Annotated in this window: 27 protein-coding genes (1 of these 27 only partly in view); 20 read left to right on the top strand and 7 right to left on the bottom strand. The window is 45.1% G+C overall.

Annotated elements, in window-relative coordinates; genetic code table 11:
• The 4 genes in view from tsaE to tsaD are tightly spaced (at most 10 nt apart) and all read left to right on the top strand, a layout consistent with a single transcriptional unit that may run on beyond the window.
• Positions 1-322, top strand: the 3' portion of a protein-coding gene (tsaE, locus tag AUL54_RS07630; protein WP_060963439.1) for a tRNA (adenosine(37)-N6)-threonylcarbamoyltransferase complex ATPase subunit type 1 TsaE. It extends 155 nt beyond the left edge of the window; the window shows 322 of its 477 coding nt (coding positions 156-477); the start codon falls outside the window, past its left edge; the stop codon is at positions 320-322.
• A complete protein-coding gene (tsaB, locus tag AUL54_RS07625) occupies positions 303-992 on the top strand; it encodes a tRNA (adenosine(37)-N6)-threonylcarbamoyltransferase complex dimerization subunit type 1 TsaB (RefSeq protein ID WP_060963438.1) in 690 nt (229 codons plus the stop codon). The genes tsaE and tsaB overlap by 20 nt, the downstream gene beginning before the upstream one ends.
• Positions 993-1002: 10 nt before the next feature.
• Positions 1003-1458, top strand: coding sequence for a ribosomal protein S18-alanine N-acetyltransferase (gene rimI / locus AUL54_RS07620; protein ID WP_016937067.1), 456 nt, complete (start codon positions 1003-1005; stop codon positions 1456-1458).
• On the top strand, positions 1451-2491 hold the full coding sequence (tsaD, locus tag AUL54_RS07615) for a tRNA (adenosine(37)-N6)-threonylcarbamoyltransferase complex transferase subunit TsaD (RefSeq protein WP_060963437.1): 1041 nt from the start codon (positions 1451-1453) through the stop codon (positions 2489-2491). The genes rimI and tsaD overlap by 8 nt, the downstream gene beginning before the upstream one ends.
• Before the next feature lie 222 nt (positions 2492-2713).
• Here tsaD and AUL54_RS07610 read toward each other — a convergent pair whose 3' ends face one another.
• The gene (locus AUL54_RS07610; RefSeq protein ID WP_060963436.1) at positions 2714-4642 is read right to left on the bottom strand and encodes an ABC-F family ATP-binding cassette domain-containing protein; all 1929 of its coding nucleotides are present in this window, start codon (positions 4640-4642) and stop codon (positions 2714-2716) included.
• 139 nt (positions 4643-4781) lie between these two features.
• Between AUL54_RS07610 and moaC the strand changes: the two genes are divergently transcribed.
• From moaC to tatC, 4 genes are read left to right on the top strand one after another with little or no spacing between them, the layout of a single operon-like run.
• Positions 4782-5294: a cyclic pyranopterin monophosphate synthase MoaC gene (gene moaC, locus AUL54_RS07605; RefSeq protein WP_060963435.1), complete on the top strand. Its 513-nt coding sequence runs from the start codon at positions 4782-4784 to the stop codon at positions 5292-5294.
• On the top strand, positions 5291-5938 hold the full coding sequence (locus AUL54_RS07600; protein WP_060963434.1) for a redox-sensing transcriptional repressor Rex: 648 nt from the start codon (positions 5291-5293) through the stop codon (positions 5936-5938). Before moaC ends, AUL54_RS07600 begins: the two co-directional genes overlap by 4 nt.
• An 18-nt stretch (positions 5939-5956) precedes the next feature.
• Entirely contained in the window at positions 5957-6127 is a 171-nt protein-coding gene (locus AUL54_RS07595) for a twin-arginine translocase TatA/TatE family subunit (protein ID WP_003155981.1), read from the top strand.
• A gap of 6 nt (positions 6128-6133) precedes the next feature.
• Positions 6134-6895, top strand: coding sequence for a twin-arginine translocase subunit TatC (tatC, locus tag AUL54_RS07590; RefSeq protein ID WP_101605578.1), 762 nt, complete (start codon positions 6134-6136; stop codon positions 6893-6895).
• Positions 6896-6933: 38 nt separating this feature from the next.
• On the opposite strand, the gene AUL54_RS07585 is transcribed toward tatC, so the two are convergent.
• Both AUL54_RS07585 and AUL54_RS07580 read right to left on the bottom strand, forming a co-directional pair.
• Positions 6934-7125 carry a YdiK family protein gene (locus AUL54_RS07585; RefSeq protein ID WP_003155975.1) on the bottom strand — a complete coding sequence of 64 codons (192 nt, stop codon included), beginning with the start codon at positions 7123-7125 and terminating at the stop codon, positions 6934-6936.
• Complete coding sequence (locus AUL54_RS07580) at positions 7122-7856, bottom strand: CPBP family intramembrane glutamic endopeptidase (protein WP_060963432.1); 735 nt, start codon at positions 7854-7856, stop codon at positions 7122-7124. The genes AUL54_RS07585 and AUL54_RS07580 overlap by 4 nt, the downstream gene beginning before the upstream one ends.
• 236 nt (positions 7857-8092) lie before the next feature.
• Here AUL54_RS07580 and groES point away from each other — a divergent pair, with 236 nt between their 5' ends.
• The 4 genes from groES (at position 8093) to AUL54_RS07560 (ending at position 11898) form a co-directional block, all read left to right on the top strand.
• The gene (groES, locus tag AUL54_RS07575) at positions 8093-8377 is read left to right on the top strand and encodes a co-chaperone GroES (protein ID WP_003155970.1); all 285 of its coding nucleotides are present in this window, start codon (positions 8093-8095) and stop codon (positions 8375-8377) included.
• Positions 8378-8418: 41 nt separating this feature from the next.
• A complete protein-coding gene (gene groL, locus AUL54_RS07570) occupies positions 8419-10053 on the top strand; it encodes a chaperonin GroEL (RefSeq protein ID WP_003155941.1) in 1635 nt (544 codons plus the stop codon).
• 417 nt (positions 10054-10470) lie between these two features.
• A complete protein-coding gene (locus AUL54_RS07565; protein WP_060963431.1) occupies positions 10471-11043 on the top strand; it encodes a hypothetical protein in 573 nt (190 codons plus the stop codon).
• Between the two features lie 465 nt (positions 11044-11508).
• Entirely contained in the window at positions 11509-11898 is a 390-nt protein-coding gene (locus tag AUL54_RS07560) for a hypothetical protein (protein WP_025284353.1), read from the top strand.
• Between the two features lie 197 nt (positions 11899-12095).
• On the opposite strand, the gene AUL54_RS07555 is transcribed toward AUL54_RS07560, so the two are convergent.
• Positions 12096-14573 (bottom strand): tetratricopeptide repeat protein, encoded by a 2478-nt coding sequence (locus tag AUL54_RS07555; protein WP_060963430.1) that lies wholly within the window; start codon positions 14571-14573, stop codon positions 12096-12098.
• A gap of 200 nt (positions 14574-14773) precedes the next feature.
• Between AUL54_RS07555 and gutB the strand changes: the two genes are divergently transcribed.
• From gutB to AUL54_RS07515, 8 genes are all read left to right on the top strand, one after another.
• Complete coding sequence (gene gutB, locus AUL54_RS07550) at positions 14774-15835, top strand: sorbitol dehydrogenase (RefSeq protein WP_060963429.1); 1062 nt, start codon at positions 14774-14776, stop codon at positions 15833-15835.
• Between the two features lie 73 nt (positions 15836-15908).
• Positions 15909-17285, top strand: a complete 1377-nt coding sequence (locus AUL54_RS07545) for an MFS transporter (RefSeq protein WP_060965070.1) — start codon at positions 15909-15911, stop codon at positions 17283-17285.
• A 101-nt stretch (positions 17286-17386) separates the two neighbouring features.
• Positions 17387-18349: a carbohydrate kinase family protein gene (locus tag AUL54_RS07540; protein ID WP_060963428.1), complete on the top strand. Its 963-nt coding sequence runs from the start codon at positions 17387-17389 to the stop codon at positions 18347-18349.
• A 232-nt stretch (positions 18350-18581) separates the two neighbouring features.
• Positions 18582-18899, top strand: coding sequence for a YjdJ family protein (locus AUL54_RS07535; RefSeq protein WP_060963427.1), 318 nt, complete (start codon positions 18582-18584; stop codon positions 18897-18899).
• A gap of 115 nt (positions 18900-19014) precedes the next feature.
• Positions 19015-19701, top strand: coding sequence for a PspA/IM30 family protein (locus AUL54_RS07530; RefSeq protein WP_060963426.1), 687 nt, complete (start codon positions 19015-19017; stop codon positions 19699-19701).
• A 50-nt stretch (positions 19702-19751) separates the two neighbouring features.
• A complete protein-coding gene (locus AUL54_RS07525; protein WP_060963425.1) occupies positions 19752-20777 on the top strand; it encodes a TFIIB-type zinc ribbon-containing protein in 1026 nt (341 codons plus the stop codon).
• A complete protein-coding gene (locus AUL54_RS07520; protein WP_060963424.1) occupies positions 20777-21538 on the top strand; it encodes a TPM domain-containing protein in 762 nt (253 codons plus the stop codon). Before AUL54_RS07525 ends, AUL54_RS07520 begins: the two co-directional genes overlap by 1 nt.
• Positions 21539-21564: 26 nt before the next feature.
• Complete coding sequence (locus AUL54_RS07515; protein ID WP_060963423.1) at positions 21565-22569, top strand: SPFH domain-containing protein; 1005 nt, start codon at positions 21565-21567, stop codon at positions 22567-22569.
• Between the two features lie 41 nt (positions 22570-22610).
• Here AUL54_RS07515 and AUL54_RS07510 read toward each other — a convergent pair whose 3' ends face one another.
• From AUL54_RS07510 to AUL54_RS07500, 3 genes are all read right to left on the bottom strand, one after another.
• Positions 22611-24542 carry an acyltransferase family protein gene (locus tag AUL54_RS07510; RefSeq protein ID WP_060963422.1) on the bottom strand — a complete coding sequence of 644 codons (1932 nt, stop codon included), beginning with the start codon at positions 24540-24542 and terminating at the stop codon, positions 22611-22613.
• Between the two features lie 266 nt (positions 24543-24808).
• Positions 24809-25669, bottom strand: coding sequence for an anti-sigma-V factor RsiV (rsiV, locus tag AUL54_RS07505; protein ID WP_060963421.1), 861 nt, complete (start codon positions 25667-25669; stop codon positions 24809-24811).
• On the bottom strand, positions 25669-26166 hold the full coding sequence (locus tag AUL54_RS07500) for an RNA polymerase sigma factor SigV (protein ID WP_045926857.1): 498 nt from the start codon (positions 26164-26166) through the stop codon (positions 25669-25671). The genes rsiV and AUL54_RS07500 overlap by 1 nt, the downstream gene beginning before the upstream one ends.
• Between the last annotated feature and the right edge of the window lie 56 nt (positions 26167-26222).

Raw genomic sequence — 26222 nt, 5'->3', positions numbered from 1 at the left:
GGGGATCACAAGAGTGGTAAACAGCCCGACCTTTACAATTATAAAAGAATACCATGATGGTTCGCTTCCTCTATATCATATGGATGTGTATCGCATGGAGGATGAAAGCGAAGACTTAGGCCTTGAAGAATATTTTGAAGGACAAGGCGTCTGTTTAATTGAATGGGCTCATTTAATTCAGGATCAGCTGCCCGCTGAACGGCTGCAGATCGTCATCAAGAGAGCCGGTGATGAGGAAAGGGACATTACCTTTACGGCTTGCGGAACACGGTATGAAACGCTTTGTGAGGAGATTAATAAACATGACAATACTGGCAATTGATACGTCAAATTACACGCTGGGTGCCGCGCTCGTTCGTGAGAAAACGGTGATGGCGGAGTATATTACATATTTAAAAAAGAATCATTCCGTGCGGGCGATGCCTGCTGTCAATTCATTGCTGGAGGATTGCGGCCTAACACCGCAGGACCTTACGAAAATAGCGGTGGCGAAAGGACCGGGATCGTACACTGGTGTCAGAATCGGTGTGACGCTGGCGAAGACTTTGGCTTGGTCGCTGAAGCTTCCGATTTCCGCTGTGTCGAGCCTTGAGGTGCTGGCGGCGAACGGACGGCATTTTCAAGGTCTGATCTGCCCGTTATTTGATGCCAGACGCGGACAGGTGTATACGGGACTTTATGAATATCAGGACGGCCGATTACAATCCGTTCTTCCTGATCAGAATGTGCTTTTGACGGATTGGCTCGGCATGCTGAAAGAAAAAGCGTCTCCGGTTTTATTTTTAGGGCATGATACAGCCATTCATGAAGAAACCATTCTGCATGAACTGACATCTCAAGCAGTGATGGGAACGGCTGCACAGCATAATCCGCGGCCGTCAGAGCTGGCGTTTTTAGGCTTGGAAAAAGAAGAAGCGGATGTCCACAGCCTTGTTCCAGATTATTTGCGTCTGGCAGAGGCTGAAGCGAAATGGATGGAATCTCAAAAATAGGGTGATGGGGATGAAAACGAAAACGGCGATTCGAAGCATGCGGCCGGAAGATATTGATCAAATTTATGAAATTGAAACAGCATCCTTCACTTCTCCGTGGACGAAGGATTCATTTTATCATGAGCTTTTGGAAAATCCGTATGCGCACTACCTTGTCATTGAAAAGGACGGCTGTCTGGCGGGGTATTGCGGAATCTGGATTATTATAGATGACGCGCAGATTACGAATATAGCCATTAAGCCGGAATACCGGGGCCAATCATTGGGAGAAGCTCTGTTTCGCGCTGCGGTAGAATTGTGCAGAGAAAAAAAGGCAAGGAGGCTCTCTCTCGAAGTCAGGGTCTCGAATCATCCCGCCCAATCCTTATATAAAAAATTCGGTCTTCAGGCCGGAGGAATCAGAAAACAATACTATACAGATAACGGGGAAGATGCGTTATTAATGTGGGTGACATTACATGAGTGAAAAACAAGATATTTATGTATTAGGAATTGAAACAAGCTGTGATGAAACAGCGGCTTCAGTCGTGAAAAACGGTAAAGAAATCGTTTCAAACGTAGTCGCTTCGCAAATTGAAAGCCATAAACGGTTCGGCGGGGTCGTGCCTGAAATTGCGTCCAGACATCATGTGGAGCAGATTACCTTAGTGATTGAGGAAGCTCTTTTAAAAGCGGAGATGGGCTTTGGTGATCTCGATGCGATTGCGGTAACGGAAGGACCCGGACTTGTCGGAGCCCTGTTAATCGGAGTCAATGCGGCAAAGGCGTTAAGCTTTGCCCATCAAATACCGTTAGTCGGCGTCCATCACATTGCGGGCCATATTTATGCAAACAGACTGGTAGAGGAGCTTCAGTTCCCGGCGCTTGCTTTGGTTGTGTCGGGCGGACATACGGAATTGGTTTATATGGAAGAGCACGGTTCATTCGAGGTTATCGGAGAAACGCTGGATGATGCCGCAGGCGAAGCTTACGACAAAGTGGCGAGAACGATGGGGCTTCCTTATCCGGGAGGGCCGCAGATTGATAAGCTGGCTGCTGTGGGAACGGATTCTATTCCGCTTCCGCGTGCGTGGCTGGATGAGGGGTCTTACAATTTCAGCTTCAGCGGGCTGAAGTCAGCCGTGATTAACACGCTCCATAACGCCTCGCAAAAAAATGAGGTGATTCCTCCTGAGGATCTTGCTGCGAGCTTTCAGCAGAGTGTCATTGATGTACTGACGGCAAAAACCTCTAAAGCCGCGAAAGAATACGGGGTTAAACAAGTGCTGCTGGCAGGAGGCGTAGCCGCCAACAAAGGGCTGAGAGCCGCTCTGCAGCAGGAATTCAGCCATCCGGGAGATCCTGAGCTTGTTATCCCGCCGCTTTCTTTATGCACAGACAATGCAGCGATGATTGCGGCTGCCGGAACCGTTGCTTTTGAAAAAGGAATCCGGGGTTCATATGATATGAACGGACAGCCCGGCTTGGAATTAACATCTTTTGAGCGTCTCACGTTGTAAAACGTGAGGCTTTTTTAATTTATTAACAGATAATTCTAACATATCCACAGGATTGTGAATATATTCAGAAATCCAGGCTGGATAAGGGTCTGAAAGTTGTTAGTAAAGTGGATAAAGTCAGAAAATTTTGTGGATAGTGTGTATAAAGCGCTTACTTAAATAGCAGGCAAGGAGAAAAGCTGTGGATAAAAAAGCACCCCTTAAAGAGGTGCTTGACTTTTTCTATTCTTCTGAGGAGAGTTCTTCCCACTCCGCTAATAATCGTTCCAGCTCTTGATTCAGAGCTTCGTTCTCTGTGTGAATGGTCTGTACCTTTTCATGATCCTGATACACGTCAGGGTCGCACAGCAGCTCCTCATTGGCGCTGATTTTCTCTTCGGCGGATGAGACGGCTGCTTCGATTTCTTCAATGCGTCTCAGGCGCTGCCGTTCTTTCTTTTTCCATTCTTTTTCTTCCTCGTATGTTCTTTTTGTATCCTGTTTGACCTTGCCGGCAGGCTGTGCTTGCTCTTTTTCCTGCCGTTTCATTTCTTCCAATTCCAGCTGCTGGGCTTTTTTCTCGGTGTAATAGTCATAGTCACCCAAATATTCTTCTGCATGATCCGGAGACAGCTCCAGCACCCTTGTGGCGATCCTGTTAATAAAGTAGCGGTCATGCGATACAAATAACAGGGTTCCCGGATAGTCGATCAGGGCGTTTTCCAGCACTTCTTTACTGTCCAGATCAAGGTGGTTTGTCGGTTCATCAAGGATGAGAAAGTTTGCTTTTTGCAGCATCAGCTTGGCAAGCGCAACTCTTGCTTTCTCACCGCCGCTTAGAGAACGGACAGGTTTCAGGACATCGTCTCCGCTGAACAGAAAGTTGCCGAGGCATGTCCTGATCTCTTTTTCCGGCATGTCCGGATATTCATCCCACAGCTCGTCCAAGACGCGTTTGGATGAGGTCAGTTCGGCTTGCTCCTGATCATAATAGCCGATTGTGACATTGGAGCCGTACGTGATCGACCCGGATTTCGGACTGAGCGTATTGTTAATGGCTTTCAGCAGGGTTGACTTGCCGATCCCGTTCGGTCCGACGAGGGCGGCGCTTTCCCCTCTTGTAATGCCGAAGGTCAGGTTTTTCAAAAGCGGCGGCTGGCCGTCATAGCTGATGGAAACATCCTGTACGCGAAGGACGTCGTTTCCGCTCTGTTTTGTAATGTCAAAACGGAAGGCGGCTGATTTTTCATCACCGAGCGGCTTTGCCATGACGTCCATCCGTTCAAGCTGCTTTCGTCTGCTTTGGGCTCTTTTTGTTGTTGATGCTCTGGCCAGGTTGCGGTCGACAAAATCTTGGAGCTTGGCGATTTCGTCCTGCTGTTTTTCATACAGCTTCAGGTCTTTCTCATACTGCTCAGCTTTTTGTTCTAAATAGGCGCTGTAGTTGCCGAGGTATTTTTTACTTTCTGTCCGTGAGACCTCGTACACTTGGCTGACGACTTTATCAAGGAAATATCTGTCGTGGGAGACAATCAGGATGGCGCCTGAATATCCCTGTAAATAGTGCTCAAGCCATGTAAGCGTGTCGATGTCGAGATGGTTCGTCGGTTCATCCAAAATAAGCAGATCAGGCTGGGTCAGCAAAAGCTTGCCGAGTGCAAGCCTTGTTTTCTGACCGCCGCTCAGGCTTTGCACTTTCACGGAATCGTCAAATTTTCCGAAACCGAGGCCGTGAAGGATAGAACGGACGTCCGCTTCATACTGATAGCCGCCTTTATCCTTGAAGTCCTGCTGAAGCCTGTCATAGGTTTTCATCAGTGTCTCAAGCTCCGCGGGGGCGGCCGTAGCCATCTTTTCTTCAATAGAACGCATTTCTTTTTCCATTGCTTTCAGGAAATCAAAAACACTCAGCAGTTCTTCTTTTATGGTAAGCTGGGATTCCAAGCCTGTGTGCTGGGCAAGATATCCCATCGTTAATTCTTTCGGTTTGATTAATTCACCCTTTTCATATGAAAGGTGACCTGCGATAATTTTAAGGAGAGTTGATTTGCCGGCTCCGTTTCTGCCTACAATGGCGATGCGATCCCGAGATCTGACTTCAAGCTTTATATTGTTTAAAATAGGATCAGCGCCAAAAGATTTGGACAGCTGATTAATTTGTAAGATCATCATATTATTTCACCTCTGTTATAATAAGTTAAGTGTAGCTTATCAACCTGCTGTCAGCAAACAATACATCAGAATTGGAACATTATAGGATAAGACATCAGGGAGAAAATAGTGTATGATCAGAAGTAAGGAGAGTTTAAATATGAATGGATTTTCTCATTTTAATGAAGAAGGCCGTGCCCGCATGGTGGATATAAGCGATAAATCTTCAACAGTCCGTACTGCCGCTGCAATATCCAGCGTACACATGAAGCATGACGTGTACAGCAGAATCAAAAAACGCGAGATCGGAAAAGGAGACGTACTGGCTGTCGCACAGGTGGCCGGAATCATGGCTGCAAAGCAGACCTCAGCGATTATCCCGATGTGCCACCCGCTTTCTTTAAGCAGCGTCGACATTTCATTCGGCTGGGAGGAAAAGGATTCCGAAGCCGTTCTTCATATACAGGCAAGCGTAAAAACAAAAGGGAGTACAGGTGTGGAAATGGAAGCGCTAACTTCCGCTTCAGTCTGTGCTTTGACCGTTTATGACATGTGCAAGGCGCTGGATAAAGGAATGGTCATCGGCCCGACCTGCCTCATGGAAAAAACGGGAGGCAAAAACGGTGATTTTAAAAGAGATGCATCTGAGTATAAAGTGGAGGACCAATCATGAACAAGGATCAATCAAAAATTCCGCAGGCGACAGCAAAACGGCTGCCGCTTTATTACCGCTTTTTAAAGAATTTACACGCGTCAGGAAAGCAGCGCGTTTCATCTGCTGAACTGAGCGATGCGGTAAAAGTCGATTCGGCCACGATCCGCCGGGATTTTTCCTATTTCGGGGCGCTCGGCAAAAAAGGATACGGCTATAATGTGGATTACCTGCTGTCATTTTTCAGAAAAACACTGGATCAGGATGAAACGACGAACGTCATTTTGATCGGTGTCGGGAATTTAGGGACGGCGTTTCTTCACTATAATTTCACAAAAAATAATAACACAAAAATATCTATGGCTTTTGATGTGAATCAGAGTAAAATAGGAACTGAGGTAGGCGGCGTGCCTGTCTATGCTCTTAATGATTTAGAGCTTCACATTAAGGATGAACCCGTGGCGATTCTTACCGTTCCGGCGGTTGCCGCGCAGTCAATCACCGATCGGCTCGTGTCGCTCGGAATCAAGGGAATCCTTAACTTTACGCCGGCCCGTTTGAATGTGCCGGATCACATTCGAATTCATCATATAGATTTAGCTGTAGAGCTTCAATCATTGGTTTATTTCTTAAAGCATTATTCTGTTTTGGAAGAAATTGAATAACGAAAGGAGGAGCTGCACATGATCGGTCCTGGAAGCCTGGCTGTTATCGGTGTGGTGGCGGTGATTATTTTCGGTCCGAAGAAGCTTCCCGAGTTAGGAAAAGCCGCGGGGGACACGCTTCGTGAATTTAAGAACGCCACTAAGGGATTAGCCGGTGAAGAAGAGGAAAAAAAGAAAGAAGAACAGTAAGATAGGATGACGCGTATGAGAGTGAATCAAATGACGCTTGTGGAGCATATTGCCGAACTTCGGAAACGATTGCTGATTGTGGCGTTATCCTTTACGGTTTTCTTTATTGCCGGCTTTTTTCTGGCAAAACCTATCATTGTGTATCTTCAAAAAGCCGATGAAGTAAAAGAGCTCACCCTTAATGCTTTTAACCTGACGGATCCGCTGTTTATCTTTTTGCAGTTCGCGTTTATTATCGGCATCATTTTGACTTCGCCGATTATTCTCTATCAGATTTGGGCGTTTGTCAGCCCGGGGCTGTATGAGAAGGAGCGCAAAGTAACACTCAGCTATATTCCGATTTCGATCGTGCTGTTTGTCGGCGGTGTGTCATTTTCTTATTATATTTTATTTCCGCTGGTCGTTGATTTTATGAAGCGGGTCTCGAATGACCTCGATGTCAACCAAGTGATCGGAATCAGCGAGTATTTTCATTTTCTGCTGCAGCTGACGATTCCGTTCGGGCTGCTGTTTCAGATGCCGGTGCTGATCATGTTTTTAACGAGACTCGGTGTTATCACGCCGATGTTTTTATCGAAGATCAGGAAGTACGCGTATTTTGTGCTGCTTGTGATCGCAGCGATGATTGCGCCGCCTGAGCTGCTGTCTCACTTGATGATTACGATTCCGCTTTGCATTTTATACGAGGTCAGTATCCTGATTTCAAAAGCGGCGTATCGGAAAAGGCAGACCGGCAGCAGCGAATCCGACCAGGACGTATCAGCATAAAAAAAGCCATTTCTCCATGATGAGAAATGGCTTTTCTTTTATTTTTGATTTTTCTTCACTTTAAATGAGAAAGCGAACATTTTAAACGAGATGCTGATATTATAAGCGGCGAAAACCATCAGCAGTATGGAATAAAAAGACCACATGCTTCCCGGCGAGCTTGCGGCCAAATACGTAAAGATACAGCCGACTGCGAAATAAATCAAGCCCCAAGTCATTGGGTTCCTCATACAAACAATCCTCCAATAATTAATTGCATTTGTTCACTATGCTGTTCAATATATTTTTGGGCGGGGCCGAGCTGCATGACCACGACAATGGTATTCATCATGACATGGGCGAATATCGGCACAATAATCCGTTTCGTCTGCACATACAAGAACGCAAAGGTAAAGCCCATGGCCGTATATAGCAGCAGGTGTGTGAGGTCCTGGTGCACAATGCCGAAAATGACGGAACTGATCAGTCCGGCGAAAAAGAAATTCGTTTTTTCATATAATACACCGAAGATGATCTTCCGGAAAATGATTTCTTCAAGAATCGGCCCGACGATAGAAGAAACGATAATCATGAGCGGCATGGCTTTTATAATGTTGAGAATGGCTTTCGTGTTTTCGGAACCGCTGTTCACGTGAAAGACATACTGCTCAATCATTCCGGCGATACCTTGAGAAAATAAAGCGAGCCATATTCCCGCGACCGCCCAGAGAACGGACATGCCGGCGGATGCTTTCTTCCCGTTTCTTAATGTCTGCTTCGGCGCGGTTCTCAAAATCAAGAGAACGATAATCAGGCAGATAAAAAAGCTTACGACGGAATAAATCCCCTGAGCCATGGTGAGATTCGCATTCGTAGGATGCCCGCCCGCATAGCCGAATTTGTACATTAAAGGAATGCCGATCAATGCGGAAAGCTGCATGATAACGTATGTCAAAATGATATACCAATACTGTTTTCTCAAATGATATGTACTCCTTTATCCTATAAAATCAACTTATTTGTTCTTATTGTAACATAAGTGAACCAGACGTGAAAAAAGGAGAAAATCGCTGTAAGAGAGAATGATGTAAGCGTGAAAATTTTTTATTCTTATGACTTGAAATTGGAAGTGAGATTCTTTATTATAATAATTGTGTTAGCACTCTTTAGAGCTGAGTGCTAAAATTACATATTCATACTATTGAGGAGGTTATTACATTGTTAAAGCCATTAGGTGATCGCGTTGTCATTGAACTCGTAGAATCTGAAGAAAAAACTGCCAGCGGAATCGTATTACCGGATTCTGCAAAAGAAAAGCCGCAAGAAGGCAAAATCGTGGCAGCCGGTTCAGGTCGCGTGTTGGAAAGCGGAGAGCGCGTTGCTTTAGAAGTAAAAGAGGGCGACCGCATTATCTTCTCAAAATACGCCGGTACTGAAGTGAAATACGAAGGTACTGAATACTTAATCTTACGTGAAAGCGACATTTTAGCTGTTATCGGCTAAGCAAATAAATACTTTTAAAAATTCGAGGAGGTTTCGTTAACATGGCAAAAGATATTAAGTTTAGTGAAGAAGCACGCCGCGCTATGCTTCGCGGTGTCGATGCGCTTGCTGACGCTGTAAAAGTAACTTTAGGGCCAAAAGGACGCAACGTGGTTCTGGAGAAAAAATTCGGTTCTCCGTTAATTACAAATGACGGTGTGACAATCGCAAAAGAAATTGAACTTGAAGACGCGTTTGAAAACATGGGTGCGAAGCTTGTAGCTGAAGTAGCCAGCAAAACAAACGACGTTGCCGGTGACGGTACAACGACTGCAACAGTTCTTGCGCAGGCTATGATCCGTGAAGGCCTGAAAAACGTAACTGCAGGAGCTAACCCTGTCGGCGTGCGTAAAGGTATGGAACAAGCCGTAACCGTTGCAATCGAAAACTTAAAAGAAATTTCTAAGCCGATCGAAGGCAAAGAGTCTATCGCTCAGGTTGCTGCGATCTCTGCTGCTGATGAGGAAGTCGGAAGCCTTATCGCTGAAGCAATGGAGCGCGTAGGAAACGATGGCGTCATCACAATCGAAGAGTCTAAAGGCTTCACAACTGAGCTTGAAGTTGTGGAAGGTATGCAATTCGACCGCGGATATGCATCTCCTTACATGGTGACTGACTCTGATAAGATGGAAGCGGTTCTTGATAATCCTTACATCTTAATCACAGACAAAAAAATCACAAACATTCAAGAAATCCTTCCTGTGCTTGAGCAAGTTGTACAGCAAGGCAAACCATTGCTTCTGATCGCTGAAGATGTTGAAGGTGAAGCTCTTGCTACACTCGTTGTCAACAAACTTCGCGGCACATTCAACGCTGTTGCCGTTAAAGCTCCTGGCTTCGGTGACCGCCGTAAAGCAATGCTTGAAGACATTTCCGTTCTTACAGGCGGAGAAGTGATCACAGAAGATTTAGGTCTTGACCTGAAATCTACTGAAATCGGACAATTGGGACGCGCTTCTAAAGTTGTTGTAACGAAAGAAAACACAACAATCGTAGAAGGCGCCGGCGATACTGAAAAAATCGCTGCACGCGTTAACCAAATCCGCGCTCAAGTGGAAGAAACAACTTCTGAATTCGACAGAGAAAAATTACAAGAGCGTCTTGCGAAACTTGCCGGCGGCGTAGCTGTCATCAAAGTCGGCGCTGCGACTGAAACTGAGCTGAAAGAGCGTAAACTTCGCATCGAAGACGCCCTCAACTCAACTCGCGCAGCTGTTGAAGAAGGTATCGTTTCCGGCGGTGGTACAGCGCTTGTCAACGTATACAACAAAGTCGCTGCAGTTGAAGCAGAAGGCGATGCGCAAACAGGTATCAACATCGTGCTTCGCGCGCTTGAAGAGCCGATCCGTCAAATCGCGCACAATGCTGGTCTTGAAGGATCTGTCATCGTTGAGCGCCTCAAAAACGAAAAAATCGGCGTAGGCTTCAACGCTGCAACTGGCGAATGGGTAAACATGATCGAAAAAGGTATCGTTGACCCGACAAAAGTGACGCGTTCTGCTCTGCAAAACGCAGCTTCTGTAGCAGCAATGCTCTTAACAACTGAAGCCGTTGTCGCTGACAAACCGGAAGAAAACGCCGGCGGCGCAGGAATGCCTGACATGGGCGGAATGGGCGGTATGGGCGGCATGATGTAAAAAATTATGATCCCTGTTTGGACATAAGGGGTTGCCAGATGTAATGCCATACGAGGTCTCTCACAAGTTCAATGAATTTGTGAGGGGCTTTTTTTATTTCTATCATTCATCTCAAATTACGAATGAATGATGCTAATTTATTTAAGTTAGCATCGGCTATAGTACAAGATACTCTCAATTTTCCAAAAACAGATTTAATAATTCATTTGAAGCAGTTACTAAGGATGCAGAGTACTATTTAAACACCAACAATCCTGTCTATTTGAAATTTAAACATCATTTTACTGTTAATAATTATACCTAAGAGGATGGTCAAACAATTGCACAAGCATTTGCAGATTGCCTTAAAGAAAAATAAAATCTGAATAATTAATTCTTCCCAAAAGTAATGCATATTATGAGGGGGCGCATATCATTGTGATACAGTTAAAGATTATATATAAGGCAGTATTAGTAATTTTAATAAGTGCCTGTTTTTTATTGTTTAATGGATGGTATTTTCATAAATGTATTATTGATCCGCATTACTACCAATTAACAGATTTTTCGGAAGAAGATATTCAAATTTTTGAGCATTTTTATAATATTGATCTACCTTCAAACACGAAGTTTATTAAAGCAGAGCAATTTGAAACAGGGGTAGGTAATTATTCTGCGATTTTGTACGTAGCATTACCTGCCAAAAAGGTAAAGCCTTTAGTTTCTGACTATTCTTATATGCCTATCTTTTATAACAATAGGTATACAGTATTTTATGGTGTTAATATTACAAGCAGCAATAAGGAAACAGCACAAATTACATTTGGAGCAGACGATAGTTCGCTGAATGGTTCTTTATGGAGTAAGCAAGTAAGGAATCTCTTAGAATCGAGAGGGAAGTATATTGGCGTTTCAGATGAAACTTATGTTATTTCTGCGTTTTTAATTAACGTCGTTTTTATTGCATTACTTGTTTGGATCTTGAAAAAGAGCAGAAGAACTAGAGTTTGAATTAAGAAATATTTGAACTCACCAGCATAATGTTGATTAGGAATACTTAAGGGTATATCGGACAGAAAGAGTTTTCATTGCACAGATCTTTATTAAATAATAACACTAAACCAATTTTAAATGCAGTTCAAGGGTATTAGAATAGTCTTGTTTAATAGTATGGAAGGAAAGAGAAAGGGGGAAACATGAGGAACTTATCATGCTGTTATTCACATTGTGTTTTCTACCCCATATCCATTGGGCGCTTGGAAGGACACCTTGGCAAAGGTTTTATAGATGATACTATACTTCAAATTTTAAGCTTCATTTCACAAGAATCTTAAATATGCATTAATATTAATAAATTTCTATCATACTTATTCATTTCTCAGAAGAAATATATGGAAAAACCTCTGTTTTTTTTAGGAAAATATGTTATTATAATTTTGGATTTAAAATATTAAAAAGAAAAGAGGAATTCTAAAGATGAAAAAGTTAGTAATGACCCTGTTTACAGCAGTACTTTTGGGAGTTGCCATTTTCGCAGGCGGGTCAGAAGCCTTAGCTATGGATTCGAAAGGTACAATCAAATTTAAAACAGATGCTAATACATATACGAAAAGTGCTACTTCCATTGTAGTTACGGGTACTTTGGCTAGGGATTTAGATAATGGCTTTTCAGTAATTATATTAAATAATAAAGGTAAAGTATTTGCCAGAAAAGATATTTCGCATAGTATTGGTTCACGTAATTTTCGTGTGAGTTTTTCAACGAAAAATCTTCCTGCAGGCAAGTATGATGTGCAAGTTGGACAGGATTGGGGAGGAAGATATTGGTCAGGTGAACTAAAACATTATATTACAGTACAGCATTAATACGGCTGTATAAGTATTAACCTCTTGTTGTTAAAAAGTTTAACTTTAGAAATTTGTTTTCTGTGAAATATTAATTTTTCAATCAAGGTATCTTAATCAATTTACTGTACTGATAAAGATACCTTTTTATCTTTAAAAACAACAAGGTCATGAGTGTTTTTCAAAGCTCGTACCGCTAGCCGCAATGTATTTGTCTTTTAAATGAGAATATCCATTTGCTCCACCTCACCCCGAATCCCAATCCCAGGCTCCCACGAATCAATCAAACGCATCGCCTTCTGATTCGATTCTATTGCTTTCGTTTTCTCTCCTTTTCGGTACAACAGTTGTGCGATCCCGTAATGATAGTAGATCAGTTCAACTTGATTGGCGTTGTGTTTGTCATAGAGCATCTGTTCAAAGGCTTTTTCCGCTTTTTCGAGTTGATCACACTTGACGTAAGCCATGCCCAGGTTGAAATAGGCTTCTATTGTTTTTTCGCCGCCGTATGCGGCGCTGGTTGTGTTTGCCGCTTCGTATAATGTGATGGCTTCTTCGTAGTGAGAGCGGGCGAAACTCAGGTCGCCGCGAACCAGAAGAACCCTGTGCCGGATAATGGGCGAGACGGGCTGATCTTTGATGCCGTCCAGCATTGCTGCCGCTTTGTCCGGTTCTCCGATTTTTAACAGCAGCCTTGCTTGCAGGGCGATTCCCCATACTTTCAAGTCATCGTGATCCGGCGCGCCTGATTGTTCGAGTATCTTCAGGCCGGCTTCTATTTGCTTGAGAGCTCCGTCTGAATCGTTGACTTCCATCAGCGCCCAGCCTGCCGTGTCGATCCTGAAGTAGGCTTCCCGTGTGTGTTCGCCTGATTGATGGGCGGCATCGGCGGCTTTTAATCCGTATTTGATTCGCAGGGGCAGGTTGATTCTGCTTAGAAAATGGCTGATACGGATGATGAGTTTGATCAGGATTTCATGTTGTCCGGTTTCGCTCGACCATTCGATGACCTTTAGGATGTTCGGCCATTCCTTTTTCATTTGCTCTAAATTCCGTCCCAGCAGGTAGCTCCAATAGACAGAATTGGGCTGTTCCCGCTTTATATGGGTTTCCGCATAATCCATATAATAATGCGCCCAGCGGCTGCGGGCTTCTTTTGCAAATTCGTGATTTTCGGATAAGTGCTGTTCTCCGTAAGCGACAACAGTTTGATGGGCTGAATATTGAATTCTTCCTTCGCTTCGTTCCGGCTGTATTAAAGCATATGACCGCATTTGCTCAATCGCGTAATGAAAACGGCGGGCGTCTAATCCGGCCGCTTGAGCCAAGCTTGTTTCGTCAGGGGGTTTAGCGAAAAAGCAAAGCGTCTGCCATAGTTTTCGTGTGTCTTCATGACACCTTTCCCATGTGCGGCCAAAGAGAACCTCAAACAATTCCAATAATGAGTAACCCGCTTGTTTAAGCTCTTGAATGAGCTGGGGAGCGGGGATGTCGTCGTCTGACATGTATGCAATGCTCAGTGCCATGGCCTTCGGGTTGCCGGCGGCTGCCGAGACAAATTCATTCTTAAGGTCAGGCGGTAGCTCCAACAGCTGCTCCAGCTTTTCCCGTTTATGCGGGAGATTGCATGTTTGCAGACAGCGGTGCACTTCTTGGTGAAAAAAATCAAGGGCATCCGTTTGTTCAAGACCGCTCAGCTGGATGGCAGCCAGTTCTCCGAGACCGTCCCGATATGTCTGTTTTACGTTTTCCCGTGCTGTAAGGAGGACTTTTACGCCTTGCGGAAGGCCGATGATAAATTCGTGAATGTCACGTTGCGCTGTATCAATGCCGTCAACGATCAGCAGCACGGGTTTTTCATTTGAATGAGCGGCTAATGCATTGCGGACGACGAACCGTTTTTCGTTGATGGATTTGTCGATTTGTTCGGTGCGTCCGAGCTGGTAGGCAATCGTGTTTAAAAAATCGCTGAAGCTTAATCCTTTATAGTCAGCGCTGATCCAGATGATGCTGTTGAATGCCGGCCAATTTGAAGAACCTCCGGCACAAAGGCAGGCTGCTTCAAGAGCGATCGTTGTTTTTCCCATGCCGGCCCAGCCTGTGATTAAACAGACCGGTGACGGAGAAAGCATCCATTGGCGGATCGCTTCTATATCAAAGCCGCGGCCGATAAAGTTTCCGGTCCGGCGTGACGGTAAGTTATGCGTGACGGACTGTTCTGTAAGCGCATTCGTTTTATGGCTTGGTCTGTCATGAAACAGCCGCTTCACTGCTTTTTCAACATCTTCATCAGTCGGTGCTCCGAATGATCCGTCTTTCCGGCGTATTTTTGCTTTTTTTAGACAAGACGCCGTCCAAACGGGCAATGCGGGCTTGATGACGGGAATCGTGGTGTTTTCCAGAAGGCCGGTCAGCCATTCAGGATCCATGTCGGTCTTTTCTATAATAATCCAGATCATGCCGAACAGCTTTCCGTCGTCAATTCGTCCGGGAATGTAGTTTGCGCCCATCTGTCCGATCCAGCTTTTGATCGTGTTAGAGGATACGCCTAATCGGAGTGCAATTTTGTCTATATAAGACTGTCCTGCTTTTACGTTCTTTGTCCTTTTGATTTTGTAATCAGAATGAAGTTTCAGCGATTTGACGGCAGGCGCCAGCAGTTCTGCAAATTGTGTCCGGTTTTCAAGTTCAGCCATTAGCCTGCACCTCCTATTAGTACTATTTTATCAATTCAGTGTTTTTTGTATATGAAAAAATAAAAAGTACAGTGCCGCTGTCCTTTTATACAGCAGGAAAGGCTTTTGCATGTCTTGAAAAGCAGATAAAATGGGGGCAGTAACAGAGAAAACAAAAATGTATGCACTTACATTTCAGAGCAGAGAAAGGATTTTGCCAAATGACTCACACAGTGCCTCAAAACATGAAAGCGGCGGTTATGCATAACACGAGAGAAATCAAAATCGAAACATTGCCCGTGCCTGAGATCAATCATGATGAAGTATTGATAAAGGTGATGGCTGTCGGAATTTGCGGATCTGATCTGCATTACTATACAAATGGCAGAATCGGCAATTATGTAGTGGAAAAACCATTTATCCTCGGTCATGAATGCGCGGGAGAAATTGCCGCCGTCGGATCGTCTGTCGATCAATTTAAAATAGGAGACCGGGTCGCTGTCGAACCGGGTGTCACATGCGGACGCTGTGAGGCGTGCAAGGAGGGGCGTTATAATCTTTGTCCGGATGTACAGTTTTTGGCGACGCCGCCGGTTGACGGCGCGTTTGTCCAATACATCAAAATGCGTCAGGACTTTGTTTTTTTGATTCCGGATTCACTTTCCTATGAAGATGCGGCTTTGATTGAACCGTTTTCTGTCGGTATTCATGCGGCAGCGAGAACGAAGCTTCAGCCCGGATCAACGGTTGCGATTATGGGAATGGGGCCTGTTGGATTAATGGCTGTTGCGGCAGCGAAAGCATACGGGGCAGGCACAATTATTGTGACCGACTTGGAGCCGCTGCGGTTAGATGCCGCGAAGAAAATAGGAGCGACGCATGTCATCAATGTCTGTGAACAGGATGTCGGTGAAGAAATCAAAACGATCACAAATGACAGAGGTGTTGATGCTGCCTGGGAAACAGCGGGGAATCCGGCGGCATTGCAATCCGCACTGGCTTCCGTGCGCCGGGGCGGAAAACTGGCGATTGTCGGTTTGCCTTCTCAGAACGAGATTCCGCTCAATGTGCCGTTTATTGCAGATAACGAGATTGATATATACGGAATCTTCCGTTATGCCAATACGTATCCGAAGGGAATTGAATTTCTCGCTTCCGGCATTGTGGACACGAAGCATCTTGTAACGGACCAATATCCGCTTGAGCAGACGCAAGAGGCGATGGAACGCGCCCTTCAATACAAAAATGAATGCTTAAAAGTGATGGTGTATCCAAATCGCTGAGTGAACGGGGAGGATCTTTGCATTCTCCCTCTTGCTTATCAAAAATGAAAACGGATTCTTGGGGTGGGATATGATGATTGAAACAGAAAAAGCAGCGGCAATAAAGATGAAACATCGCGGCCTGTCCTGGATGGAACGGATCGGATACGGATTCGGCGATATGTCGTACAATATGATCTTTCAGTTTGTAAACGCATACTTATTATTCTACTATACAGACGTCGGCGGCATTAAGCCTGCGGTTATTGCAGCTTTGTTTCTGATCGTAAGGGTGCTGGACGCTATTTTTGACCCGATTATGGGTGTGATTTTAGACAAGACGAATACTAGATGGGGGAAGGCAAGGCCGTATCTGCTGTGGGTGGCGTTTCCTTTTGCGCTATTTACGTTCTTATGCTTCACGACCCCTCATTTCGGCGAGACGGGAAACATGGTATACGCGTACATCACCTATATTCTGCTTGGGATGTCCTTTAGCATGCAGACGATCCCGGTCAACAGCTTAACGGGGCGGATGACGAATTCCGTGGAGGAACGGACGGTTTTGACGACGACACGGATGATTTTGGTTTATATCGGAATTCTGTTATCGATTTCCTGTGCGGCACCGCTTGCGGACGCCATCGGCGGGAAAGACCAGGCGTTTGGTTTCCAGATGACGGCGCTTATTTATGCGGCGGTGAGCATCGCATTGAATCTGTTCAGTTTCTTTACTGTACGGGAGCGGATTCAGCCTGAAAAAAGAAAAAAACAAGGAATGAAAAAAACGTTATCTGTTTTGTTCAGAAATAAGCCTTTGCTTATTTTGGTTTCTTCATTTTTAGCGTTTGCGATCGGGTTTAACATTAAGCTCAGCACGATGGTGTACTATTTTACGTATAACGTCAGCCATAAGGAATTTGTGTTTTTAGGAACCGTATTGTTTTTCGGAGCGGCGCTGATCAGCAATCTGTTTATTCCTTTCTTTGCTGAGAAGCGGGGCCGGAAGCAGGTCATGATCATCACGGCGGCGCTATCGCTGATTTCTTATGCGGGCCTTCAGTTTACATCGTATTCCTCGATTCCGCTTATTTTCTTTTGGCTTTTCGTTTCTGGATTTTTCACGACGCCTTTGAATACCCTTGCTTGGGGAATGGTTGCCGATTGTGTCGATTATGCGGAATGGAAAACCGGAGTCCGGGCTGATGGCGTGGTGATATCGAGCATGAGTTTTATCAATAAGCTCGGCGTTGCGTTAGCCGGGTCATTTTCGGCCGTTTATCTCGAAATCGCCGGGTATGCCGCGAATACCGAACAGGCGGCATCGTCATTGAATGCGATTAAAAATATGAATGCGCTCATCCCGGGATTGTTCATTCTGCTGTCCATTATTCTTATTTCTTTTTATCCTTTAACTGAAAAAAAATATCAGCAGATGATGTCTGATCTGGAGCAAAGAGCTGCAAGATAAGTATATGTAAAATTTAAAATATTCAATGTAAACGGTTGTATTTATGACAGAAAGCACTATACTGAAACTATAATCGAGAATTGATAAATGAGTGTGATAATGTGGGAAGCCAATCTGTTATTTGTATTGGAGAATTATTAATTGATTTCTTTTGTACCGATGTGGATGTCGATTTGACGGAAGGGCGCAATTTCTTAAAAAGTGCCGGCGGGGCACCGGCGAATGTGTCGGCAGCGATTGCCAAACTGGGCGGAGACGCGGCTTTCAGCGGAAAAACAGGCAAGGATCCGTTCGGGTATTTTCTGAAGCAGACATTAGACGCCGTACACGTCGATACCTCTATGCTCGTCATGGATGAGAAAGCGCCTACAACGCTGGCGTTTGTTTCATTAAAACAAAATGGGGAGCGCGACTTTGTGTTTAACAGAGGAGCGGACGCTTTGTTTACGCTTGAGGATATTGATCAGGAAAGGGTCAACGATGCGAAAATCCTTCATTTCGGCTCAGCGACGGCACTGTTATCAGATCCGTTTTGCTCAGCCTATTTACGGCTGATGTCGATTGCGAAAGACAATGGACAGTTTGTTGCCTTCGATCCTAACTACCGGGAGGATTTATGGAAGGGAAGAGTTTCAGAGTTTATAAACACCGCAAAAAAAGCAATTGCCGTAAGTGATTTTGTGAAAGTCAGTGACGAGGAGCTTGAGATCATCAGCGGTGCGAAGGATCATAAAGAAGGTGTTGCGATCCTTCATGAGATCGGGGCCGGCATTGTGGCGGTGACACTCGGAAAAAGCGGGACCCTTCTTTCAAATGGAAAGGATCTTGACATCATTCCGAGTATTCCGGTGACATCAATAGATTCAACGGGAGCGGGAGATGCGTTTGTCGGAGCGGCGCTGTATCAGCTGGCGCGCATTGATGAGATTCAGACGGCAGCCGCTGATTTTGCGAAGCTGCGTGATATTGTCTCATTTGCCAATAAGGCAGGGGCGCTCGTGTGCACCAAAATCGGTGCGATCGATGCTTTGCCGACCTTAAAAGAGGTTGAAGTATCACTTTAAAATATGGAGGATGTTTCTTGAAAGTCATCGGACTTCGGGAAGCATCCTTTTTTATTTAGGACTGAAACCCTTTTCGATATACGGTATACTCTATAGAGATATCCAGTAAATTGAACCATTGTGAAGTACATACAATAACGTTTTTATCAGATCCCGAGTAAAACCAAGTTTCTGCTGCTGCCGTCATGTACAGGGTGACGGTCTTTAAATATTGGACTGCGGAGGAATGTTCATGAAACATATTTTTCTTATTGTGCAATGCGCGTTTTCTGTTTTTTGTTTTTTCTGTCTCGCTGCTGTGAATTGGTATCAGGGGAGTGAGCTTGTTTCTGATTCGTTTGATTGGAATTATACGGCTAAATTTTCAAAGCTGCTGAATGGGACGGATACAATTACAAGGCCCGAGCAGATATCGCAGCTGGATTTCTTCGTGTATTCTGCTAAGCATTATCCGTTAGTGAGCGGATTGATGATCGGGCTGTTTATTTATTTTTTGTTTTCACTGTATCTGGTCATGAAGAATATCCGCCGGCAAAAACGGGCTCGATGAGACTATTTTCATATAAAAATACATAAATTCATGAGAAATTGAAACTTTTTTCGAAAAAAATCAGTATATATAACTGTGAATTTGTTACTATTTAACTTTAGGAGGAAAATGAAAAATGAGTATTTTAGGAAGATTTAAAGACATTATGTCAAGTAATATCAATGCGTTGCTGGATAAAGCTGAAAACCCTGAGAAAATGGTTGATCAATATTTGCGGAATCTGAACAGTGATTTAGGAAAAGTGAAGGCGGAGACGGCTTCTGTCATGGCTGAGGAACAGCGGGCGAAAAGAGCGTTAACGGAATGTCAGGCCGATGCCGAAAAGATGGAAAGCTACGCGATGAAAGCTTTACAGGCAGGAAATGAAGCCGATGCGCGGACATTTTTGGAAAGGAAAGCGGCTGTTGAATCAAGACTGACTGAGCTGCAAACAGCTTATCAGCTCGCTTCTTCCAACGCGTCTCAAATGCGCAAAATGCATGACAAGCTTGTTGCTGATATCGGAGAGCTTGAGTCGCGGCGAAATGCCATCAAAGCGAAGTGGTCTGTGGCGAAAACACAGGAAAGAATGAATAAACTGGGGTCCTCTGTGTCAAATGCGGGCCAATCGCTGACCGCTTTCGGCAGAATGGAAGACAAGGTCAACCGGGCGCTTGATCATGCCAATGCGATGGCGGAGCTGAACGCGTCTCCGAAAGACGATATTGACGAGCTGACGGCTAAATATGACAGCAATCAAAGCAGTGTTGATGATGAACTGGCGGCGCTCAAGCAGAAAATGCTTTTCAGTAAAGACCAATAGAAAGCGGGCTGCAGCTTTGTCCGATATAAAGAGAAAGTGAGAGAAACAGAATGATCATTTCTTATAAATGCCCGAACTGCGGAGATGATATGGTCTTTGACAGTTCATCCGGCATGCTGACATGTCACAGCTGCGGGCGGCAGGATCAGATTGAAAGCCTGCCAAAGGAGTATATTACGACGAGATTTTCCGAAAATGAGGCGAACGAGTACCGCTGTGAGAACTGCGGCGCGGTTCTGATGACTGAGGCGGAAACGACGGCCACAACGTGCGGATTTTGCGGAGGAGCCGCCGTTCTCGCCGACCGATTATCGGGAAACCTCGCGCCTTCCATGGTGATTCCTTTTACGATCAGTAAAGAAGAGGCCATGAGCGCTTTTAAAAAGTGGTGCCGAAACGGCCGGCTGACACCGAGGGGATTTATGACTGCCGATCGGGTGAAGAGCATAACCGGTATGTACGTGCCGTTTTGGATGTTTGACTTAAACAGCAAGGTTCAGGTCAATGCCGTTTGTACGAGAGTGCATCATTATGATGAAGGAGAATACCGGGTGACGGAGACTGAGTATTACAACGCGTATCGTGATATCAATCTCGATTATCTCAAAATTCCGGTCGACGCTTCAGAAAAAATGAATGATGAATTAATGGACAAATTGGAGCCTTACGCTTACAGTGAGCTGAAGGAGTTTAATACGGCTTATTTAGCTGGCTATATAGCGGAAAAGTACAATTATACCGATGACGATCTCTTTCCGCGGGCGAAGGATAAAATCAGCCATTATATTGATTCTTATATCAGATCCACCTTCTCCGGCTATACGACGGCTGACATAACGGATGAACAGATTCAGACTGATAAGATCAGCAGCTTTTACGTACTGCTTCCGGTCTGGATGGTCAGCTACGATTTTGAACGGACTGAACATATTTTCGCGATGAACGGGCAGACGGGCAAGGTTGTCGGCAAACCGCCGATCAGCGCCGGAAAAGTGGCCGCATGGTTCGGCGGCATAACCGCTGGTGCGTTTTTAGCATTAAGACTTGTCTCCCTTATGATAGGAGGCGGTTTTTGATGAGAGGATCGATGAAAAAAGCGTGTCTCTTGTGCTTCGTCCTTTTTCTGATGCTGTCTTTTTCTTTACATACAACAGCGTCTGCTGCGGAACAGACGCAATATGTTTATGACAATGCTCATTTATTAACGAAGGATGAAACGAAGAAACTTGAGGAATTGGCGGGGAAGCTCGGGGCAAAGCGCCATACCGATTTTATCATTCTTACCGCAAAAGGAACGGGCGGTAAGGACATTGAGCAGTATGCCGGTGATTTTTATGACAGTCATTTTAGCGGAAGCACGGCGATATTGACCATTGATATGAAGGATCGGGAAGTATTTATCTCCGGGTATAAAAAGGCGGAGACGTATTTGAACAGCAGCCGGCTGAATACGATCAGGAATACGATTTCGTCAGACATTTCCGCAGGTCATTATGAAAAGGCATTTCAGACCTACATTAAAATGTCTTATAAAGATATGGGGAAAAGCCCGGACAGCAAGTCTGACAATCTGCTGCTCACATGGTGGTTTCAGCTGATTATCGCCGCAGCCGCAGCCGGTATCGCCGTCACAGTGATGGTGTACAATTCCGGCGGCAGGGTCACCGTCACCGGAAGCACGTATATGGATCACGATACGTCTGAAGTGCTGGACCAGCACGACACATATATCCGAACGGACGTGACAAGAGAAAGAAAGCCTGACAAAGATAATGACAATGACGGCGGAGTCACGAGAGGCGGCACGTCTTACAGCGGAAGCAAGGGAAGCTTTTAAATTTAACGTAAAGGATTTGAACATACATGGGCTTTTTCAGAAATCAGTTAGCAAATGTGGTGGAATGGGAAGAATTCAGAGACGACATGGTTTTTTATAAATGGAACAACCGTGAAATTAAAAAAGGCAGCCGTCTGATCATCCGGCCGGGGCAGGATGCCATCTTTTTATACAACGGAAAGATTGAAGGGATTTTCCGTGATGACGGCGATTATGATATCGAATCAGAAATCATTCCGTTTCTATCGACATTAAAAGGATTTAAGTTTGGCTTTAACAGCGGCATGCGGGCTGAAGTTCTGTTTGTGAATACGAAGGAGTTCACGGTGAAGTGGGGCACGAAAAACGCCATTAACATTCCGGCGGCGGGAATGCCGGGCGGTATGCCGATCCGAGCAAACGGCACATTTAACTTCAAGGTCATTGACTACATCGGATTGATTGATAAGATTGCGGGTGTCAAGGACAGCTATTTAGTGGATGACATTAAAATCCGGATTACGTCTATTCTCGATCAGCTTTTGATGAAATGGATCACAAAAGAAGGAAAAGACATGTTCAATCTGCAGTCGAATTCATTTGAAATCGGAAAAGGCATTCAAGAAGACCTTGATATGCAGCTGATCGGAGACGGGATGTCGATTACGGGCTTCAATATTATGAGCTTTAACTATCCGCAGGAAGTGCAGGATATGATTACGAAAAACGCTTCTTTCGGCATGGTGGGCGATGTGAACCGCTATCAGCAGATTTCCATGACGGACGGAATGTCATCCGGCAAAATGAGCGGAAGCGGTGCTGCCTCTGACATGGCGGGCATGATGATGGGAATGAATATGGCCAATCAAATGATGAACCAAATGAATCAAAATCAGCAGAACCAGCCGCAGCAGAATCAAAGTCAGCAAAATCAGGGGGCGGCGCAGGCAAACGGCTCGGAAGGAGCGGCTAAGCCGAAATTTTGTCCGAACTGCGGAACGAAAACGGAAGGCGCGAATTTTTGCCCGAATTGCGGACAGAAGCTTGCCTGACGATATACGAAAAAGAGGCCTTTTGGGGGCCTCTTTTTTTGTCATGATTTCATTGTTTGAACGATGAGGGATGTCAGCGCTTTTGATCCCTCGGGTATGAGATGGACGCCGTCTGGTGTGAAGTATTCAGGGTGCTGCAATGCTTTTGCGTGCCAATCGACAAGGGTCACATTCTTGCGTGACTCGGCCTGCCGGCGCAATGACTCGTTTACTTTGCTTTCCCACTGCCGGGGCACACGTGTGTTGACAAGATAGATATCGGCTTTTGAGAAGGAGCTGATCAATGATTCAATTTGGCTGTTTGTGAAATAGCCGTTCGTTCCTAACTCGATGATGACCGCTTTGTCCGGCTGATTAAATGATGCATATTCCGAAGTGAGCCGGAGTGCTTGAGAGACTTGTCTTCCTACCTTTCCGTCGATGGTGACATGAGGAAGGGACTGCCGCAGGTATGACGCAATGTCCAGCATCACCGAGTCACCGATGGCCAGCACGTCTTGCTGAGGCTGTGTTTGTTTTGGATCAGCCGTTTTTTGAGATGACTGTTCCTTTTTGTGTTTCGTCTTCTTCGTATCTGATTTGCCTGTTGGTTTATTCTTGTTGTTGTCTGATGCGGTATCCGTTTTTTCGCCGCCGTGTTTTTTCTTGCTGTCATCTTCTTTAGCAGGTTGATTGTGATCGGCCGTTTTGTGCGAAGCGACGGCTGTTTCTTGCTGCTCGCTTTGCGCGTACGTCCATTGCGGCTGTTTTTTCTCTTCGGCTATCCCTGACAGCCCGCCCGCAAATACGAGAATGGCGGCAAGAATGAGGCCGAGCGACATTCTGCTGATGACAGAGGCCGTCTTCCATTCCAAAAAGCGGTTCAGAAACACGCGGCGTAAAAAAGGCCGGAAGCCCGCAGTGCGGATCGGTTTCTCAATGAAATGATAAGAAAGCTCGGCCAAAATGAAAGTGGCGCCGATTCTGACGGCGCAGTGCCAATAAACCGGATTTCCGATTTCCTGCACCGGGGTGCTCAGCACGATAACCGGGTAATGCCAAAGATAGATTCCGTATGATCTCGTTCCGATCCAGCGAAGCGGTTTCCATGAAAGGACATATCCTATAAAGCTGCTCGGATGACATATACATGCAACAAGAACCGCTGCGGTGATGCTGATCAAAAGCATGCCGCCTTTGTACAGGAAGGGTTCATATTCATCCGTGTAAAAGACGCAAAGCACCAGTGCGGCAAAGGCGGCAAGCTCTGCCCCGTGAAGCAGGTGTTTCATGCTGCTCGGCAGCCGTTTGGAAGATAATCGTTTCATCGGCCATACTAAAGCTAAAGCGCAGCCGATCAGCAATTCAAATGAACGGGTGTCCGTCCCGTAATAAACGCGGCTCGGATCTCCGCCGGGCACATACATCATACTCATTGCGACTGCTGAGCAAAACGCGAGGAACATGACCGCGGCTGCAAGCCGGGCCCGTGTTTTACATATGTACATTCCCGCAAGCAGCAAAAAGGGCCATATGATATAAAACTGTTCTTCAATCGCCAGCGACCACAGGTTTTTTAATGGCGAAGGGGATCCGAAGCTGTCGAAGTAAGAAAGTTTATGAAAGATAAACCACCAATTGCTTATGTAAAAAAGTGAGGAGACCGCATCTCCGCGTACGGTATGCAGGAGCTCGCTGTTAAACAGTACGACCCAAATAACTGTCGTGATAATCATGAGATAAGCCGCCGGCAGAAGCCGTCTGATCCGGCGCACCCAAAAATCACGCAAATCGAGAGTGATGTCATTGCCTTGGGCAGGCAATATAATAGATGTAATTAAATATCCCGATAAAACAAAAAAGATATCAACACCAATGAAACCGCCGTCTGCCCAATTAAAATTCAGGTGATATGCGATCACGGCGAGGACGGCAAAGGCGCGAAGTCCATCCAGTCCGGGAATATAGCGGTGGTGCAGTGACTTGTCTGACATGGTATTCCTCCAATAATGTGTGCGGAAATTCTCGCTGTTTTGCGGATGGCTATGGCAGATTTCTGTACAGTCTTCCATTTGTTCCGTTAAATAGACTCATCCGGAAGGGGATTTTGTTTCAGAAAAAATGAATGAAATGTTCTGATTCTCTTAAACTTTTCTGCCCCTGTCCGGCGTCTGTTATATGAAAGGGTTCCCTTGCGCAATGGCTGTTGCGGGGAAAAAGAAAAAATCCATGATCTGCGGATATCATGGATTTTTTTCTTTTACCGGATATAGCGGTCTCCGACAAGCAGTTTGGAGATGACAGAGGTCGGTATTGTAAACTCTGTAACGCCCATATATCCGGGTGCCGCTTCATATTCATCAAATGAGATGACAAGTTTGTGCTGATCTGTAATATAAAAGTTTTGGTCAGCGCGGATGGATTTGAAAGGCTCCGCCATATCATCATCTTCGACCCAGTATATTTTATTCGGGTCTTCTTTCATCTGTTTTTTCATTTGTTCTTTAATATTTTGGCTGATCACTTTGATATAACGGTCATCTTTGAATAAACTCTTTAACGTAAGCACGGCCTCATTTTTTTTATCAATCGTGATGTATCGGCTTTGCGTATAAGCGGAAGCTTGTGTTTTTTCGATATCACGGCGGATTGAGATCAGATCCGCTGTATCAGTCACGGTTTCATAATCGCTGTAGATGCTGAGGTGGCCTTTTTTGCTTTTTGAGGCCGCCTTCATAAATTCCTGATACAGCTCTTTGCTTTCTTTCATATAATGCCGGTTGATGCTGTCTTCAAGTTTATGATTGGAAAGGCCGGACAGAGCGGGTGTTTTCACATCAATGCTTGATTGGTTCTTTTCTTCTTTCATCTCCACGAACGTGATGGCTTGGACGACTTTGCCGATGACGGGGATTTTGGACATAGCCTGTGCGGCATCCGGATTGATATTGACAACGGCGGTAAATAAGACTGCCGCAGCGACTGCCGCGGATGTCGGCCACATCACGATTCGTTTTTTCTTCGGTTTTGGCTGAAGGGCTTTTTCGACAATGCTGTCCAATTCTTTAGGAATGGGCACACTTTTGTACTCTTCCCTTAATTGCTCTAATCTCTTTTCCATTAAGAAAGATCCTCCTTCGTCAGCTGAATGCGCATAAGCTTCAGCCCCCTGTAAAGGCGTGTTTTAACGGTGTTGATGTTTTCCCCCGTGATGTCTGCGATTTCTTCTAATTTCAGGTCTTCAAAGAAACGCAGAATGATAATGGTTTTATATGGATGCGGCAGGTCGTCAAGCGCTTCGTGAAGGTCTGTGTCTTTGTAGTGATCTTCCTTTCCGCGGCTTAAAAACTCGATCGTTTCATCGTCCATCACTTTAAGCTTTTTCTGTTTGCGGAGAAAATCAATGGCCGTGCGCACTAAAATTTTATAAAACCAGCTTTTGATCACATCGGGGTTTTTGACGGATTCGACCGATGTCAACGCTTTTTGAATTGATTCCTGAACAATATCTAACGCGTCATCCTTGTTCTTTACATAACTGTACGCAAGCCGGTAAAAGTCTTCTTTGCGCTCAGTTATGCACGTCACAAGCGACGCTTTGGCTGTTTCGTTCTTCATTGCTTCAAAGGGCTCCTTTTTAAAAAATACGTATCATAGGCTGCTGCCTAAGGATA

Origin of the sequence: Bacillus sp. SDLI1 (assembly GCF_001553895.1) — a bacterium.
In the GTDB taxonomy this organism is placed as follows: domain Bacteria; phylum Bacillota; class Bacilli; order Bacillales; family Bacillaceae; genus Bacillus; species Bacillus siamensis.
Note: the sequence above shows the minus strand (reverse complement) of the source record. Positions and strands in the feature narration are given on the sequence as shown.

What these genes read in the sequence shown, in the direction of transcription:
- moaC (WP_060963435.1), top strand. Translation starts at nt 4,782, where the DNA reads ATGAATGGATTTTCTCATTTTAATGAAGAAGGCCGTGCCCGCATGGTG.
- gutB (WP_060963429.1), top strand. Translation starts at nt 14,774, where the DNA reads ATGACTCACACAGTGCCTCAAAACATGAAAGCGGCGGTTATGCATAAC.
- AUL54_RS07585 (WP_003155975.1), bottom strand. Translation starts at nt 7,125, where the DNA reads ATGAGGAACCCAATGACTTGGGGCTTGATTTATTTCGCAGTCGGCTGT.
- tsaB (WP_060963438.1), top strand. Translation starts at nt 303, where the DNA reads ATGACAATACTGGCAATTGATACGTCAAATTACACGCTGGGTGCCGCG.
- AUL54_RS07515 (WP_060963423.1), top strand. Translation starts at nt 21,565, where the DNA reads ATGGGCTTTTTCAGAAATCAGTTAGCAAATGTGGTGGAATGGGAAGAA.
- AUL54_RS07530 (WP_060963426.1), top strand. Translation starts at nt 19,015, where the DNA reads ATGAGTATTTTAGGAAGATTTAAAGACATTATGTCAAGTAATATCAAT.
- AUL54_RS07535 (WP_060963427.1), top strand. Translation starts at nt 18,582, where the DNA reads ATGAAACATATTTTTCTTATTGTGCAATGCGCGTTTTCTGTTTTTTGT.
- rsiV (WP_060963421.1), bottom strand. Translation starts at nt 25,669, where the DNA reads ATGGAAAAGAGATTAGAGCAATTAAGGGAAGAGTACAAAAGTGTGCCC.
- AUL54_RS07610 (WP_060963436.1), bottom strand. Translation starts at nt 4,642, where the DNA reads ATGATGATCTTACAAATTAATCAGCTGTCCAAATCTTTTGGCGCTGAT.
- AUL54_RS07545 (WP_060965070.1), top strand. Translation starts at nt 15,909, where the DNA reads ATGATTGAAACAGAAAAAGCAGCGGCAATAAAGATGAAACATCGCGGC.
- AUL54_RS07500 (WP_045926857.1), bottom strand. Translation starts at nt 26,166, where the DNA reads ATGAAGAACGAAACAGCCAAAGCGTCGCTTGTGACGTGCATAACTGAG.
- tsaD (WP_060963437.1), top strand. Translation starts at nt 1,451, where the DNA reads ATGAGTGAAAAACAAGATATTTATGTATTAGGAATTGAAACAAGCTGT.
- AUL54_RS07520 (WP_060963424.1), top strand. Translation starts at nt 20,777, where the DNA reads ATGAGAGGATCGATGAAAAAAGCGTGTCTCTTGTGCTTCGTCCTTTTT.
- groL (WP_003155941.1), top strand. Translation starts at nt 8,419, where the DNA reads ATGGCAAAAGATATTAAGTTTAGTGAAGAAGCACGCCGCGCTATGCTT.
- AUL54_RS07560 (WP_025284353.1), top strand. Translation starts at nt 11,509, where the DNA reads ATGAAAAAGTTAGTAATGACCCTGTTTACAGCAGTACTTTTGGGAGTT.
- AUL54_RS07525 (WP_060963425.1), top strand. Translation starts at nt 19,752, where the DNA reads ATGATCATTTCTTATAAATGCCCGAACTGCGGAGATGATATGGTCTTT.
- AUL54_RS07595 (WP_003155981.1), top strand. Translation starts at nt 5,957, where the DNA reads ATGATCGGTCCTGGAAGCCTGGCTGTTATCGGTGTGGTGGCGGTGATT.
- tatC (WP_101605578.1), top strand. Translation starts at nt 6,134, where the DNA reads ATGACGCGTATGAGAGTGAATCAAATGACGCTTGTGGAGCATATTGCC.
- AUL54_RS07600 (WP_060963434.1), top strand. Translation starts at nt 5,291, where the DNA reads ATGAACAAGGATCAATCAAAAATTCCGCAGGCGACAGCAAAACGGCTG.
- rimI (WP_016937067.1), top strand. Translation starts at nt 1,003, where the DNA reads ATGAAAACGAAAACGGCGATTCGAAGCATGCGGCCGGAAGATATTGAT.
- AUL54_RS07555 (WP_060963430.1), bottom strand. Translation starts at nt 14,573, where the DNA reads ATGGCTGAACTTGAAAACCGGACACAATTTGCAGAACTGCTGGCGCCT.
- AUL54_RS07510 (WP_060963422.1), bottom strand. Translation starts at nt 24,542, where the DNA reads ATGTCAGACAAGTCACTGCACCACCGCTATATTCCCGGACTGGATGGA.